This is a genomic window from Ereboglobus luteus, from assembly GCF_003096195.1.
In the GTDB taxonomy this organism is placed as follows: domain Bacteria; phylum Verrucomicrobiota; class Verrucomicrobiia; order Opitutales; family Opitutaceae; genus Ereboglobus; species Ereboglobus luteus.
Genome location: NZ_CP023004.1, coordinates 876,035 through 891,223, shown reverse-complemented (window position 1 = coordinate 891,223; position 15,189 = coordinate 876,035). Strand labels below are relative to the sequence as shown.

Annotated in this window: 10 protein-coding genes; 7 read left to right on the top strand and 3 right to left on the bottom strand. The window is 59.9% G+C overall.

The genetic code is table 11. The annotated features are described in order from the left end of the window. Positions 1-44 precede the first annotated feature (44 nt). Complete coding sequence (locus CKA38_RS03325) at positions 45-593, top strand: DUF3016 domain-containing protein (protein ID WP_108824220.1); 549 nt, start codon at positions 45-47, stop codon at positions 591-593. Positions 594-821: 228 nt separating this feature from the next. Here the strand turns inward: CKA38_RS03325 and CKA38_RS03320 are convergent, their stop codons facing one another. Together CKA38_RS03320 and CKA38_RS03315 are read right to left on the bottom strand one after the other, a co-directional pair. Then, the gene (locus CKA38_RS03320) at positions 822-2,693 is read right to left on the bottom strand and encodes a TonB-dependent receptor domain-containing protein (protein ID WP_152032643.1); all 1,872 of its coding nucleotides are present in this window, start codon (positions 2,691-2,693) and stop codon (positions 822-824) included. Positions 2,694-2,811: 118 nt separating this feature from the next. Then, positions 2,812-3,972, bottom strand: a complete 1,161-nt coding sequence (locus tag CKA38_RS03315) for a cation:proton antiporter (RefSeq protein WP_108824218.1) — start codon at positions 3,970-3,972, stop codon at positions 2,812-2,814. 151 nt (positions 3,973-4,123) lie between these two features. Here CKA38_RS03315 and CKA38_RS03310 point away from each other — a divergent pair, with 151 nt between their 5' ends. From CKA38_RS03310 to CKA38_RS03295, 4 genes are all read left to right on the top strand, one after another. Then, positions 4,124-4,579, top strand: coding sequence for a CinA family protein (locus CKA38_RS03310; RefSeq protein WP_161554702.1), 456 nt, complete (start codon positions 4,124-4,126; stop codon positions 4,577-4,579). Between the two features lie 114 nt (positions 4,580-4,693). Then, positions 4,694-4,972, top strand: a complete 279-nt coding sequence (locus CKA38_RS03305) for a hypothetical protein (protein WP_108824216.1) — start codon at positions 4,694-4,696, stop codon at positions 4,970-4,972. A gap of 115 nt (positions 4,973-5,087) precedes the next feature. Further along, positions 5,088-5,735 (top strand): PAQR family membrane homeostasis protein TrhA, encoded by a 648-nt coding sequence (gene trhA / locus CKA38_RS03300; RefSeq protein ID WP_108824215.1) that lies wholly within the window; start codon positions 5,088-5,090, stop codon positions 5,733-5,735. A gap of 152 nt (positions 5,736-5,887) precedes the next feature. After that, positions 5,888-6,439 (top strand): dihydrofolate reductase family protein, encoded by a 552-nt coding sequence (locus tag CKA38_RS03295; protein WP_108824214.1) that lies wholly within the window; start codon positions 5,888-5,890, stop codon positions 6,437-6,439. On the opposite strand, the gene CKA38_RS03290 is transcribed toward CKA38_RS03295, so the two are convergent. Further along, positions 6,407-11,899, bottom strand: coding sequence for an autotransporter outer membrane beta-barrel domain-containing protein (locus CKA38_RS03290; RefSeq protein WP_108824213.1), 5,493 nt, complete (start codon positions 11,897-11,899; stop codon positions 6,407-6,409). The genes CKA38_RS03295 and CKA38_RS03290 overlap by 33 nt on opposite strands. 792 nt (positions 11,900-12,691) lie before the next feature. Between CKA38_RS03290 and CKA38_RS03285 the strand changes: the two genes are divergently transcribed. Next, a complete protein-coding gene (locus CKA38_RS03285) occupies positions 12,692-13,810 on the top strand; it encodes an SDR family NAD(P)-dependent oxidoreductase (protein WP_108824212.1) in 1,119 nt (372 codons plus the stop codon). 49 nt (positions 13,811-13,859) lie between these two features. After that, positions 13,860-14,576: a fructose-6-phosphate aldolase gene (locus CKA38_RS03280; protein WP_202863949.1), complete on the top strand. Its 717-nt coding sequence runs from the start codon at positions 13,860-13,862 to the stop codon at positions 14,574-14,576. Positions 14,577-15,189: the final 613 nt, after the last annotated feature.

Below are 15,189 nucleotides of genomic sequence, written 5' to 3'. Positions count from 1 at the left end.
TTGTCTTGGCACAACACACGAGCCATCATGTCTGTTATCACATCATGAAAACAAAATTACTGATCCCTTTCGTTCTCAGTTTTCTATTTGCCGCCTGCACCACGACGTCCGAAAAAACGCAAACTGCCGCCGACGCGAACAAGACGGTAAACGTCGTTTTCAACAAACCCGAAAAGTTCACGGATGTAAAAACCTCGTCCATGGACTCGGAAAAGGACCGCGAATCCCTTCTCGAGCAAATCAAGGAATATATCCAAGAACGCGCCCCCCGGCACATGGCCGAGGGACAGACGTTAAGCATCACAATCAACGACTTCGACATGGCGGGCGACTATGAGCCCTGGCGCGGTCTGCACATGCAGGACGTCCGCATCATCAAGGATATCTACCCGCCCCGCATCGACTTGGAGTTCAAACTCACGGATTCCAAGGGTGCCGTGCTGAGCGAGGGCACGCGCCAGCTGCGCGACCTGAACTTCATGATGATGACGCCCGGAATTCCCTCGAATGACTCGTTGAGGCACGAGAAAAACCTGATCAACAACTGGCTCAGCACGGAGTTTTCGGCGATCAACAAAAAACAATCCCGATAGTAATTTGCTGGAGTTAAAGATATTCCGCGCTTCGCGAAAAAAAGGGCAAAATCTTTGCCCAATTTTTGAGCGCAATCGGGGGCGTCGCGTCTATCTCAGCATAGTCAGCATCGTTCGGACAGGAACGATACTAGTTTGTAGTTCTTACGGTTTGCTTGGTGTTAGGTCATGAAGGCCGCCCTTAAATGGGCGGTCTTTATGCTTTTTACGCGGGGCAAAATGCCGGCGTTACCATGAACACATCACGCCCGCGCACCACTGGCGGCGCGCGGCGGGCACGGATGGCACTTCCTCGAAACCGCAATTCCACACATTGGTTGCCTGCGCGAAAAAACGCAGCCCGCGCCAGCCCGCGATTGACGGCGCGAAAAACACGCCCGCCGAGGTGAGCAGCGCGTCGTCGCGCGAGTTGCGGAGCGCGTTCCCGGTTTGCAGGCGCGCCTCGTTGTCGAGGCGGATTTCCCAACCCCGCCACGGACGCGCAACCACCGCCGCCGTGAGCCGGTGCTTCGCGTAGTTGAGCGCGTAAAAGCTCGCGTCAACCATCCCCGTCGCGTCGCCATAATCCGAATCCTTTGTCAGCGCCGTGTATCCAAAAACCAAGTCACCCCAGTTCGCCGAGAACCGAGCGGTTAATTCGAAGCCGAGCGTGTCCACATCGACGGGACTTGCCGCGCGCGCGTTTGGCAGGCTCATGCTGTAAACCCAGTCAACCAAGTCCTTGTCGCGCCGGTAGAACACCGCCGTGTCAAACGTCCACGCGCCCAGCACGCCGCGCGCGCCAATTTCAAAGTTGTCCGAGCGTTCGCGCCCGAGCCCGGCGTTGCCGCGAAACAATCCGGCGGAGGGGTTTGAATTGAGCGCGGTGTAGTTCGGCACCTGCGACGACGCGGCCCACGAGGCATAGACACGCTCGATGCGCCTTCCGATTCCGCGGAGCTCGACCGCGACCACGGGCGACCATGCCGACTGGTCACGGTTGGTGTCGTCAAGCGCCACGCCGGCGCGGACCGTCAACTCGCGCGAATCGCCGAGCTCCCAAGTGCGCTCCGGCGCGAGCATCAGCTTGTAATAACTGCGCGAGTTGAAGCGCCCGAATGTCAGCGAGGTTGACTCGATCTTGTCCGCGACGAATCCGGCCGACGCGCGCCAGCGTATCCTGTTTGTGGATACAAGCGCCTCGGCGCCCGCGCTCCATGTTTCCGCCGTGTGCCAGGCGGGGCCGGTGGCGAAGGCGGGATTGTGGGCGCCGGGGTCGGCGCGATTAAAAACGTAATGGTCCTCATTTCGCCGCCACGCGCCGCCGAGCGCGAGACGGTCGCCACCGTCGCCGATTTTCTCAACGTGGTTGAGCGCGATGAGCGTGGTTCGCAGGTCGTCGGTTTCGAAAACATTCGCGTATGGCGTGTAGAGGTTGGGCCAGCCGATGAACTTGTCCTGGCGGCCGAAAAATAAATCCGTTTGCCCGCGCTCGCCGGCAAGCTGCGCGCGCGCGTTGTAACGCGTGAAGCGCGACTCGCCCCACGGACGCGATCCGTCCGATTCAGCCCGCGCGGCGGACACGTCGAATGCGAGGCGCCGCCCGCGCACGCTCGTGTTTTCCGGCGCAACCCAGCCTTGATAGATTTCACCGCGCACGGTGTCGTAGTTGCCAGCGGCGAAACCCGCCATGCCGGAAGTTGTGATGCGCCGCCATTGATACGCCACGGTGCCGGCGTTCGCGTTCCAGCCGCCGATGGCGTTTTCGGCGCCGGTCAGCACGGCGGGCGCGGTGAGCATCGCGGGCGCGATGGGGATTTCGGCGGAGTAGTGCCCGGTTTGCGGATCATGGAGCGGCGCGGCCCCGGCGCGGTAGCCGGTGTTTTCAAAAATGCCGCCGCGAATCGTCACGTCGGCCTGCGACTCGCCCATGTTGCGCGCATGCACGTCCACCAGCGGCTCGAACGAAAGCGCCGACACGGGCATGGCAAACGCGCCCGCCGACGGCTCCTGCAACGCCACGCGCTGCGAGTAGACCGCCATGCGCGGAAGCGTGAGCACATCGTCATGCGTCCGCGGTTCTTGCGCGGACAACATCGGCGCGGAAGACGCGACAATCAAAGTGAGGATTATGTGAGATGTTTTTGATTTCACAGAATGAGCTTAACAATCAACGCGCCTGAAAAATCAAATACTAAGTGAAAAAAAGAATGTGTTCGCGCCCGGGATGCCGCCGCGCTCAATGCGCGTCCGTCGCGTCACCGGGCGCCAGTTCCTTGGTGGAGGGCGGTGTTGGCAGCAGCAAAATTGACGGCACGGTCATGAACAAGCCCACCAGCAGCACCAGCGACGCCGCGCGCACGGTTGTCGGGTCCTGCACGAGCACGCCCGCGGCCAGCGCGGTGATGGTCAAGTTGGGGCACAGCAGCAGAAACGCGTTCATCCGCTCGCCCCGCTTTCCTCCCACGGGCAGTATCCAGCGCTGAATCGTCCAGCGCATTGCCAGGATGAGCGCCGCCGAGCCCAGTGCGATCAATCCGGCCCACGAAACCAAATACTCCGCCGGAATCTGCAATCCCAGCGCGAAGAAAAATATCGGGATCAAAAACCGCTGGCTCACCGGCGCGATGTATGCCTCCAGCGACTGCCCTTCGTGCTCGATCCGGCTCAGGAACAAGCCGAGGAAAAACGCCGTCTTGATCGCCGACAATCCGAGTCGCTCGCCCACCGCGCACACAAGCAGCACGAACAGCACGATCAAATGCACGCGCCAGTGCATCGCCTGCTTGAGCAGATGCTCCAAGATCAACTTGATGCGGCGCGCAAACATGCTGATCAACACCAGCACCAGCACAATTCCGCCCAGTTTTAGCACCACCTCCCAAGTAGGCGCGTGTTCGTAGAAAGTCGTCTCAACCGAGAGCAGCACGATCGCGAAAATTTCCAGTGCGATCATCATCATCAGGATTTTTCGCCGCTCCTGAAAATCCAGCCCCGGATATTGTTTCCATCCCGGATAGCCCATGCCCACCGAGCACCCCGTGAACGCCGCGCAGGCGATCAGGCAGCCGATCCAATTCAAGCCCGCCAGCCAGCCCAGCGCAAAAATCACCGGATATTGCAGCAGCGCCCACCCGAACGCCTTCGCCAGCGGTCCGCGAAATTCACGAAACCTCGGCAGTTCGATTTCCATTCCCACCTCAAACAGCAGCAGCAGAAAGCCCACCTGGCCCGCCTGCACGAGCATCGTCTTCACCGGTCCGTCCACCAGCGGCGCGATCAGCAACCCGAACACGACAAAAACCGGATACACGAGCGCCGGCCGCTTGAGCCACCGGCACAAGTCCGGCACGCCCATGAACAGCAGCAGCAGGCAAATGATGATTTCTATTTCATTCATGCAAAAATGAGCCCCACATATTTCTGACACAGTCTCCGCATGCCAGCGGAAAGAGATGCGGCTAAAAAAGAAAAACGCAAACGCGCCCCCATGTTTTCATTGCGCCGCCACTGCGTTGCGCGAGACACTTGCCTCCAATTCCGAAACCCGCATGCCAAACCTGAAAGACCTCATGCTTCAAAAGCGGCTCACACTCGCCGTCGCCGAAAGCCTCACCTGCGGGCATCTTCAGGCGCGCATCGGCGCGATCTCCGGAGCCTCGCGGTTTTTTCTCGGCGGGCTCACCGCCTACACGCTCGAGGAAAAAGAAAAACTCCTTGGCGTGCCGCGCGAGCTTGCCGAGCCGGTCGATTGTGTCTCCGAGGCCGTCGCTGTTGCGATGACTCAAGGCGCGCGCACGCTTTTCGGCGCCAACATCGCCATCGCGACCACCGGTTATGCCGAACCTTCGCCCGCCGCGCCCGTTCCCTACGCGTGGATCGCCGTCGGAGATGGAAGCAATTTCGCCACCCGCCGCGTGGACTGTCCCGGTCTCGCGCGTGTTGCCGTGCAGGAGCACGTCGCCAAAGTCGCTGGCGACATCTTGGTCGATTTTCTTCAAACCTGAATTGGACAGAATGAATAAGATGCGCAGAATTCAGAACTCCGGATTCGCAAACAATGCGTGAGTCCTCATCCTGCAAATCCCGTTAATCCTGTCCAAAAAATCATCCCGTCCAAAATGAAAAGTGCCTACGAACTCGCCATGGAACGCCTTGCGCAATCGGAGCCGTCGACGGCTCCATTGAGCGACGAGCAAAAAAACCGCCTTGCCGACATCGACAAGGTTTACGCGGGCAAAATTGCCGAGCGTGAAATCTTCCTCAAACAGAGCCTCGCCGCCGCGCAAGCCGAGCAGAATTACGAGGAAATCGAAAAGGTTCAGAGACAACTTGCCACCGAGCGCACCCGTCTCGAGGAGGAGCGCGAAGCCGAAAAAGACCGCGTTCGCCGCTCGTAGTGCAACGCGCGGATTCCGTCCGCGTCCGGCTGCGGGGGGATTTGAACGGGTCCCTCAATAACACGCTGTTTTTTCCAAATAGTTTGTGTATATTTGCCGCCAACTGATCCGACCAATGACCGCCACCAACATCCATCCACAATACTCGCCCGGGGAGGAACTCGCCAACATCATCACCGGCGGGCTCGGTCTGCTGCTCAGCGTGGCGGGGCTTGCCGTGCTCGTCACGCTCGCCGCGGTTTATGCGGACGCGTGGGCCGTCACTGCATCGGCCATTTATGGCACGACGCTGGTGCTCGGTTACGCTTCATCGACGCTTTATCACGCGGTTAAAAATCCGCGGCGCAAGCATGTGCTGCGCAAGGTCGACCACGCCGCGATTTTCACGCTCATAGCGGGCACATACACGCCCTTCATGCTCGTCAACCTGCGCGGCCCGTGGGGATGGACGTTTTTCGGCATTGTGTGGGGGCTGGCGCTCGCGGGCATCATAATGAAATTTTGGTTCACCGGGCGTTATATAAAACTTTCGACGGCGATATACATAGCGATGGGCTGGCTCATCGTGATCGCCGCCAAGCCGATGATCGCCGGGGTGCCCGCGATTTCGCTCTGGCTGCTTTTGGCGGGCGGGCTTTGCTACACCGGCGGCGCGCTTTTTTATATTCAAAAAAAACTGCGTTTTCACCACGCCATCTGGCACGGTTTTATACTGGCGGGCAGCATCACCCACTACCTCGCGATTTTATACGCGATGGTGTGAGCGGGCGCGGCCATCCGCCCGGCTACCACGCGCGGCGGTAGCCGAGGTTGATTGTTTGCAGGTAACATGTAATCGGCGTTCTGTTAATCTGTTGGTTTTCCGAACCGCTTACTGACACTGCCGCGCATAAAAATATCATGACTCCCGCACCCATGAAAGTGACTGTTTTTATCGCCGCCAGTCTGGATGGTTTCATCGCTCGAAAAAATGGAGACATTGACTGGCTCCCTTCTCCTTCCGGTGAAGATCATGGTTACGAAGCGTTGATGCGTTCCGTTGATGCCTTGGTGATGGGACGGCACACCTTCGAAAAGATGCTGACCTTCGACGAGTGGTTTTACGGCGACAAGCGAATCGTGGTTCTCAGCAGCAAGCCGGTGGTCATACCTGATCGGATTTCGGCGCATGTTGAGTCCATGACGGGATCGCCAAATGAGATCATCGCACGCCTGACCGGGCGCGGTTACCGGCATCTTTATGTTGATGGAGGCGTTACGATTCAGCGGTTCCTTTCCGATGGACTGGTCAATCGATTAATTATCACATGGATTCCCGTCCTCATTGGACGGGGGATTCCGTTGTTCGGTCCGCTGACACGTGATGTCCATTTGAAACACAGGGCGACGCGATCATATCCATCCGGACTCGTTCAGAGTGAGTATGAAGTGATTTCACCACGCGCGGCGGTAGCCGAGATTGATTGACCAAGGGCGCTCGTAGAGCGTGGCCCTGGCGTATTCATAATCCAAATACACCTGGCTTTTCGCGTCGATTTCGTAGGCCGCGCCGATGCCGAACTCGACGCGCCATCCGTCGTAGTTCACTTTCATGCGTTTGCCGCCGGCGGTGATTTCGCCGCCGCCGCTCGCCGTGTAAACCACGCCGGCTTTTGCGTAGGGGTGCAGGCCGGGGGCGCGGGCGATGTCGCCACCAAAGCGGATTTGCGCGCGGCTTTGCGAGGAGGTGACGCTGTCAACGGCCACGCGGATCGGCTCCGCGCCGGGCGAGGTGGCGTCGTAGTCGGCGTCGCCGATGTGGACGATGGCAAATTGCGCGAGGGGCTCCACCCACCAGCCGCCGGTCTCGCGGGCGAGGCGGCGGCCAAACTCGAGCGACGCGCCTTCGGAGATCGTGTTGTATTTGCCGCGCGTGATGAAGTTGTCGATGGAGCGGGCGTTGAACTTGTTTTGGCGGCGGTCGAAGCGCGCGACGATGTCGGCGAACCAGCCGTCCTTGTGGAGCCAGGTGGCGTAGAGGCCGCCGCCGATGCCGTTGGTTTCGCCGTCGCCGCCGGCGGAGTCGAACGAGCGGTCAATGTAGTTGATGCTGGCGAAGCCGCCGAGATACCACGCGGAGGAGGCGGCGTTTGCGGCGAGGGCTTTGTCGGCGCCGAAGGTCAGGCCGTGGGCGTATTGGTGGAAGGAGCGGCCGGTGAGTTCGAGCGCGCCGTTGAGGCGGTGGCTGCTGGCGCGGAGCCAGATGTTTCCGGAGCCGGCGGCGTCCGGGGCGGCGCGGAGGTCGCCCATGCGTTTGTGGAGCGAGTCGAGTTCGTAGTGCCAGTCCTGCCCCGCGGCGGCGGCGGTGGCGAGGATGGCGTCAACGGCGCGGCTGGGGCGGTCGCCGCTGCCGAGATACCAGGTGTTGGTCGAGGGCATGATGGCGCCGCCGTCGCCTTGCTGCACGGTGAGCGTGTAAATGCCGGACTCGGTGGTGCCGCTGAAGGTCGCGCCGGCCTGGTTCATGATGACGAGGGGGATCGCGGTGTCGGGCTGGATTTCGGAGCCGTTGGCATTGTCGATTTCGATGCGGTGCGCGCCGGTGCTTGCGCCGGCGATGGTGATTTTGTCACCGGCAGCGGCGGCGAGGTCGGTGCGCATTTCGAAGACGGCGCCGTCACCGGCAAGGCTGTCGAGGGCGAGGGTGCGTTGGTTTGCGCCGGTGGTGTTGAACGCGATGCGCGCGCCGGGGGCGACGGCGAGTGTTCTGAGTGTTTGGGCGAGGCCGGCGAGGTCGAGTCGGGTTTCGGAGGCGAGCGAGACGGTGGCGCTTTGCGCGAGGGCGTTGGCGACGGCAAGACGGAGCGTGCCGGCTTGAATGTCGGTGGCCCCGGAGAAGGTGTTGACGGCGGCGAGGACGAGGTCGCCCGCGCCGGTTTTTGTGATTGCGCCGGTGGAGCCGCTGATGATGGCGGCGTGCGTGTAGTCGCCGGTGTTTTCGAAGTTGAGCGCGCCGTCGGCGGTGATTGCGGCGAGGGTGCCGCCATGGAAGGCGAGCGTGCCCGCGGGCGCGATGGTGGCGACCCCGGTGACGGCACCGCCGTTGTTGGCGAATGTGCCGCCGTTCACGGCGAGCGTGGCTGCGAGGGTGCCGTCGGTTTCGTTGATGAGAAGTCCGGCGGATTGCGTGACGGCTCCGGTGACGAGTCCAGCGTTTGCCCCGAGGCCGGCGTTGAGGTTGAGCGCTGCGAGGGTGCCGGTGTTGAGGAGGGTGCCGCTGTCGATGGTGGTCGCGCCGGTGATGGCGCCGGCGTTGGCGAGGATGCCGCCGGCGGCGATGATGTCGGTGGCGATGTCGCCGGAGGTGGTGATGGTTCCCGCGCCGGTTTTGATTGTGGTGCCGGTGCCGGCGATGGATTGCGCGAGGCGGCCGCCCTCGGCGTCGGTGGCGATGTCGAGGACGAGGAGCGCGGTGTTGTCGATGTCGCCCGTGCCGAGGGCGCGCGCGTTTTTGGCGACGAGGGTGCCGGCGGTGATGCGCGTGCCGCCGGAGTAGGTGTTGGTGTTGGAGAGCGCGAGGGTGCCGGTGCTTTCCATGAGGAGGCTGGCCGGGGCGTCGGGGTTGGCGTCGGCGATGCCCGCGCCGGCGAAGCTCCAACTGCCGGTGCCGGTGACGCGCATGGCGGGGTTGGCGCCGACGGGGGCGATGTAGATGGTGTCGGCGAGCGTGATGTTGTTCGCGTTGGCGGCGGCGGTGTCGTCGAAGAGGACGGCGTCGCCGTTGAGGAACTGGTCGTAGTCGGTGCCGTTGTAATCGAGATGCCAGTTGCGGTCGGCGTTGTTCCAGCCGGCGCCGCTGGAGCCGGTCCAGGTGACGAGGTGGTTGCCGGTGCTGTGGTAGTGGAAGTCGAGTTTGCCGGTGTCGGTGCTTTGGAGTTGGTGAACGTCGAGGCGGTTGTTGTCCAGGGTTTCGGTGTCGATGCCGTTGATGTGGAGGCTGAAGGTTTTCGGGTCGAATGTGCCGGTGACGCCTGTGACGCCGGTGGCGTCGAGAAGCGTGACGGTTTGGTTGCCGGCGGCGAAGCTGGTGACGGTGAGGTCGATGTTGACGCGGTCGCCGATCGCGAGAGTGTTGCCGACGAGGGTGAGCGTGGAGGCCGAGGCGTCGTCGTCGGCGGTGACGGGCGTGCCGTCGATCGGGTGCGCGCCGGTGCCTGTGATGCTGGCGGCGTCGGCTCCGCTGAAGAGTTTCAACGTGCTGCCGGCGGCGAGGGTAATGTCGTCGGCGCGGATGGTGGCGCCGGCATAGGAGACGCCGGTGTCGTCGGGGCTCGTGCCGGTGAGGACGGCGAGCGTGGCGCCGGTGGCGAGCGCGAAGGCGTCCACCGCATCGGCGGCGGCGGGGGTCGTGCCTTGGTTGTCGAGCGTGAGCGACGCGCCGGCGTAGAGAGTGAGCGCGCCTTCGTCCACAGCGACGATGTTGCCGCCAGTGCCGGTGAGAGTGCTTGCACCGCCGAGACGCCATTCGCCGGAACCGGTTTTGGTGGTGATGATGTTGATGTTGGGGGAATCGGCGCGGGTGTTTATGGGGTCGCGCATGTCGATGAGGGCGTTTGCGCCGGTGTCGATGTCGATGTTGATGGTGTTATTTTCGACGCCGCCGAGCGAGAGGCTGTTTGCGCCGGTGGAGTCGGCGTTGCCGGAGTAGGTTGAGGTGCCGCCGTCGGTGACGCGGAGATTGAGGTTCGCGGTGCTTCCGGCGGCGTTCGCTGTTTCGATGTAAACGGCGCCGCCGTGACCGGCGTCAGCCTTGTTGTTGGTGAACGAGGCGTCGGTAATCGAGATGGGAGCGGAGGCAGGGTTGGCGATGTGGATCGCGCCGCCGTTGTTGGCCGCGGTGTTGCTGGTGAAAAAAACGTTGGAGAGGTCGAGCGTTGCCGCGTCGGCGGCGATCGCGCCGCCTTGTTGCGCGCTGTTGCCGGAGAAGGCGATCACCGCGCCGCCGGTCGTGGTGGCGGTGAAGGTGGCGCCGGAGCCGGCTTGCACGACGCCGCCGTTGCCCGTCGCGAGCGCGGGCGCGGTGAAGGTGGTGCTGCCGGAGTGGGTTCCGGTGGTGTTGAGGGCGACGAGCGAAAACTCGCCGTCGGCGGGAGTGGCGAAGCGGGCGGAGACAGTGAGATTTTTTCCGTCGGCAACCTCGAAGGTGCGCGATCCGGTGAGCTCGAGGGGGCCGGATTTTTGGTCGAGGACGAGCCTGGCGGTGGCGTCGGCGGTGACGCGCGCATCGCCGTAGTTGAGCGTGGTGGCCGTGAGCACGAGGCTGCTGCCGATGGTGATGGCGGAGTTGTCGGCGAGCGTGATGGTGTCGGCGCGGATGGTGCCGGTGGCGGTGACCGGGGCCGCCGCGCCGGTCGTGGTTACGCCGAGGGTGGAGAGCGTGGTGTTTGCGCCGAGCATGAAGGTGTCCTCGATGGCGGCGGAGGCGGGCGTGCTGCCCTGGTTGTTGAGCGTTATGCTTGCGCCGGCGTAGAGGGCGAGCCCGCCTTCATCGACGGCAAAGTCGTTGCCGACGGTGCCGGTGAGGATGGTCGCGCCGCCGAGCCGCCAGACGCCGGAGCCGGTTTTTGTGACACCCATATAAATGCTGTCATATTTGCTGAGAAGATTGGGTCGGATCCGCATCGGGTCTTGCATGTCGAGCATGCCGCCGGCGCCGACGGTCGCCGTGAGATAAACCTTGTGGTTGCCCCAGCCGCCAAAGGCGATGCCGTTGGCGGTGCTGCCGAAGGCGTTGCCGGAATAGGTGGACGTCCTCCCCGGGGAAACGCCCACGGTGACATTGCTGACGTGGTTGCTGCGATTGGCGGCGTTGATATAGACGGCCCCCGCGGTCGCGCCAAGTCCGCTGGCTTTGTTGTTGGTGAAATCGACGTCGACGAGGATGGTGGTGGACGAGTTCCAGACGGTGAGCGCGCCGCCATTGCGACCCGTGGCGCGGTTGCCCTCGAAGAGTGTGTCGCGGATCGAAACGGTGGTGTTTTCCGTGAAAATCGCGCCGCCGTTGCTGGAGGTCGTGTTTTGGAGAAAGGTGCTGGAAACAACAGTCAACGGGGTGCCGAAAGCATAGATGGCGCCGCCGCCCGTGCCGTCGACCGAGCCGGTGGTGTTATTGTTTGTGAAAACGGCGCCAGTGACATCGAGGCGACCTCCGCTGCGGGCAAAAATGGCGCCGCCGCCCTGGTATCTGGAGGTGGCCCCGGCGGTGTTGCTGGCAAAGAGGCCGCCGTTGACGCTGACCGTGCCGCCTGTCGAGGCGATGACGGCGCCGGCGAGCGTTGCCTTGTTGTCGGCGAAGACGAGCTTCGCGGAATCGGTGCTGTTGACGGTGAGTGTCGCGCCGGTGTCCACTTGCACCGCGCCGCCGTTGCCCGTGAACGCGCCTGTGGTGATCGTGACGGTGGAGCCGGCAAGCGCACCGAGCGTGACGGTCCGGCCGGCGTCGATGCTCATGCGCTGGGAGACGGTGCGCGTGTCGAAGGCGAGGTCGGTATTGCCCGCGAAGCGAATTGAGCCGCCGCTGATATCGGCTCCGGTGAACGCCCATGTGCCACCGTTAAAAATGATGCCCTCGTTCGTGCCGCTCACGCCAAGCATCACGGCATTTGCGATGGAGATGGTGCCGGTGGTGACCGCCGCGCCGGAGCCCGCACGACCAAAGACAACCGCGTCGCCGTCCGCGAAAGCGGCCGTGGCGGCATTGCCGGCGTGCCACCAGTTCGCGTTCACACTGGAGCCGAGCCATGTGTTTGAGCCGTCGGTGTTGTCCCATACGAGCTCGTCCGCGCGGAGCTGCGTTAGAAGCGTGAATGCGGCGCATGCGAGAAACAGCAGGGCGCGAAGCAACCCGGTTGTGTTGAAACGGTCGTGATACTTGATTTGGTTTTTCATGGGAGGGTTTGCCTGTTTTTTCAGCGACAGTTTGCCCGGGTTAATCAGGGTGTGAGGGTAATTGCCCTAGGTTCGTCCAGCTATGCCTGCGGCGGAAAGGCCGCGTGTGGCCAGTATTTTAAAATTGCATATAATATTTACGACAAAAACACTGCTGCTTTGCGCGTCTTTAAAGAATATCTGAGAAAGTGCAGAAACTGCGCCCGTTGACCAGATAATCCCGCGCATCATGTTTGTGTGGCGTCCATGAATAATGCCGAATGTTGCATTAATAAATAGAAAGCAAAATATTATGCATGATTGTGATAAGACGCGAACGCGCTTGCATTCTTGTTTTTTATATTTTTTTAAATTTTCGGGGAATCATTTTTTCCGAGTTTGTCATGCATGTGCGATGTGTGCAAAAGGCGAAGAAATATTAATGACTGGCCGACGTGAATCCGGCGTGGCTGTCACACGATTTTTCTGTATTCATTTTGATGCGGAGTTGCGGTTAAAAATTGAAAACACTCGTCCATGGGGAGCGTGTCGCGTGAATTTACGCGAATGAATGCCGCGATTGTGTCGCTGCCGCTTGCTTCGATGCCTAGGGCGGCAGCCGTGGCGGTTTTCAAGGCGGATCTCGCCCTGCCTGTTGCACCAACTTCATTTTGAATCGCAGCGCACCCGGCATTTGGGGTTGCTTGCAAATTTCAAATTCCCTACTGGTTTCCATTCAGCCTTGAGGCCCCTTGTTTTTTGGGGACTCCAATTTTAGAATCCAATCCATTAAATTATTACAAACCTGTCCGCATGAAAGCAGAAGCCGACCTTGCCCAGATTCTGCGCGGTGTGATCCTCGGAAGGACACAACGCCCCGCCAGCGTTTCGCTTGTCGGGGGCGATTTTCAGGATCAAGCCCGCGCAATCGAAATCCAGGGAGAGGATGCCGGGGCAATCGCCCGGGAGATTCACGAAGCACTGGCTGAGGCGCCCGTTCCCGTTGCGCTGACGCTTTGCCACCGCCAGCAGAGCTACACCTACAAAATAACGAGCGAAATTTTTGCCGAAAGCCGCGCGACGGTCGTGAAGAACCGCGTTGCCGTGGTCACGGGCGGCGCGCAGGGTTTTGGCGCGGAGATCGCGCGCGGGCTCGTCGCCGACGGCGCCATTGTTTACATCGCCGACATGAATTATGACGGCGCATACAAACTGGCCGAAATATTAAACAAAGAATATAATAATGGCGGTCCGGTGGCGTTTGCCGTCGGGGTGAATGTAAGTGACGAGGGCTCCGTCGCAAAGATGTGCGAGACAATCGCCCTTCAAAGCGGGGGAGTTGATCTCTGCATCAGCAACGCCGGAATCGTCAAGTCCGTGAGCAGCATAATGGATCAGGATATCGACGACTTCAGGCTCGTCGCCGACGTCAATTATGTTGCTTTCGCCATTGTTACAAAACACGTGGCCGGCATGATGAAAACCCAGCACGTCGCCTCCCGTGTCGTGCGAAATGATTCTCCCTGGACGGCGGATATTATACAAATCAACTCGAAGTCCGGCCTTGAGGGCTCGAACAAAAACGCCTCTTACGCGGGGAGCAAATTTGGCGGCATTGGCTTGGTTCAGAGTTTTGCAAAGGAACTCGTCGAATGGGGCATTAAGGTGAACGCGATTTGCCCCGGCAATTTTTTTGACACCCCGCTCTGGTCCGATCCCGAGAGGGGCCTTTTTATGCAATACCTCCGCGCCGGCAAGGTGCCCGGCGCCAAAAGTGTCGCCGATGTGAAGTCGTTTTATGAGGCGAAGGTTCCGATGGGGCGCGGCTGCACCGGCCCTGATGTTATCCGCGCGGTCTATTATCTCGTTGAGCAACTTTACGAAACTGGACAGGCTTTGCCCGTTACCGGCGGGCAGGTCATGATAAATTGACTGTATTTTTTATATAAAACTTCAAAATCAACAAATTCGATTAATAAAAATGAAAACCACGCACCAAAACCCGGCCGCTCCCGCACTGGAGATTCTTTTGGATTCGACAAATGTTTCCGAGATCAAAAAATGCAATGATCTGTTTGAGCTGGCGGGGGTGACCTCAAATCCCTTGATCATAAAAAACGAGGGAAAGATAAATTTTTACTCCCACTTTTCAAAAATCCGGAAAGTCATCGGCAAAAACAAAACCTTGCACATCCAGACGCTGGCGTCCACGGCGGATGAGATGATCGCGGAGGCCCGGGCGATCCTGAATAAAATCGACGATCAGGTTTATATAAAAATCCCGGTGACCGAGCAGGGCTTGAAGGCGATGAAACAGTTGTCCCGCGAGGGCGCGCACATTACGGCAACGTGCATCTACACGCGCATGCAGGCATATCTAGCCATAGCCGCGGGCGCGGACTATTTGGCGCCCTATTGCAACCGGATGGAGCAGATGGGCATCGACTTCAGGGCAATCATTGCCGAGATATCCGATGTGCTGGAGCGCACCGCTTCACCGGCAAAAATTGTCGCCGCGAGTTTTAAAAACATAACCCAAGCGACCGACGCCCTCGCCGCCGGCGCCAACACAATCACGGTGACATCCGACATCCTGCATTCCGCCTGCGCGTTTCCCCCAATCGACCTTGCCGTAAAGGAGTTTCATGATGCCTGGATTTCCTCCCAAGGGAAAAACTCCAAGCTCACAACCCCGTAACAGAGGAAAAGCGTTCACTGATTGCGCATTTCGAACCGGTTTAGACAAAAATCCAAGGGCGTCGTTTAATAATAAACGATGCCCTTTTTGATTAAAAAATACCCGGTTTATACATTCGCATTTCGTGACAAAGCGAACTTTCCGGGTGAGTTCGCTTGCTATTTGGGCTTGCCCGGAGGGGGCGTCATCCCACGAAAAGTCTTAGAATCGTGATCATATTAGGGCTTTCTTAAGTTTGTTTTTGTCACAATATTAATTGTGCAAGTCATTGGTTTTCAATTTTATAAATTGATAACAAGGAAATTGGTTTTCGCAAAAAACATTCGATTTTACGAATAATTGAAATATGTAGAAAACTTATATATTAAGTGGCAAAAGCTGGGGCCGGCTGTGCAAAGCCGAAGGCGTGGTGTATGTTCCCGTTCGTCCAAGAACACCATTTGCAGAATCCCATGAAGCCTTCGCCTGTAAAATCTCTTCGCACCGAAATTGCCGCTGAACCGTCGGCCAAAGGATTTTGTCGCTCCGCCCGCGGAGTGTGGCGGTAAGGCCGGTTATTTCCGGACTGCCAGGGGGAAAGCTCGCTCTCCAAGAGAGCACTCCGGGCGGCAAC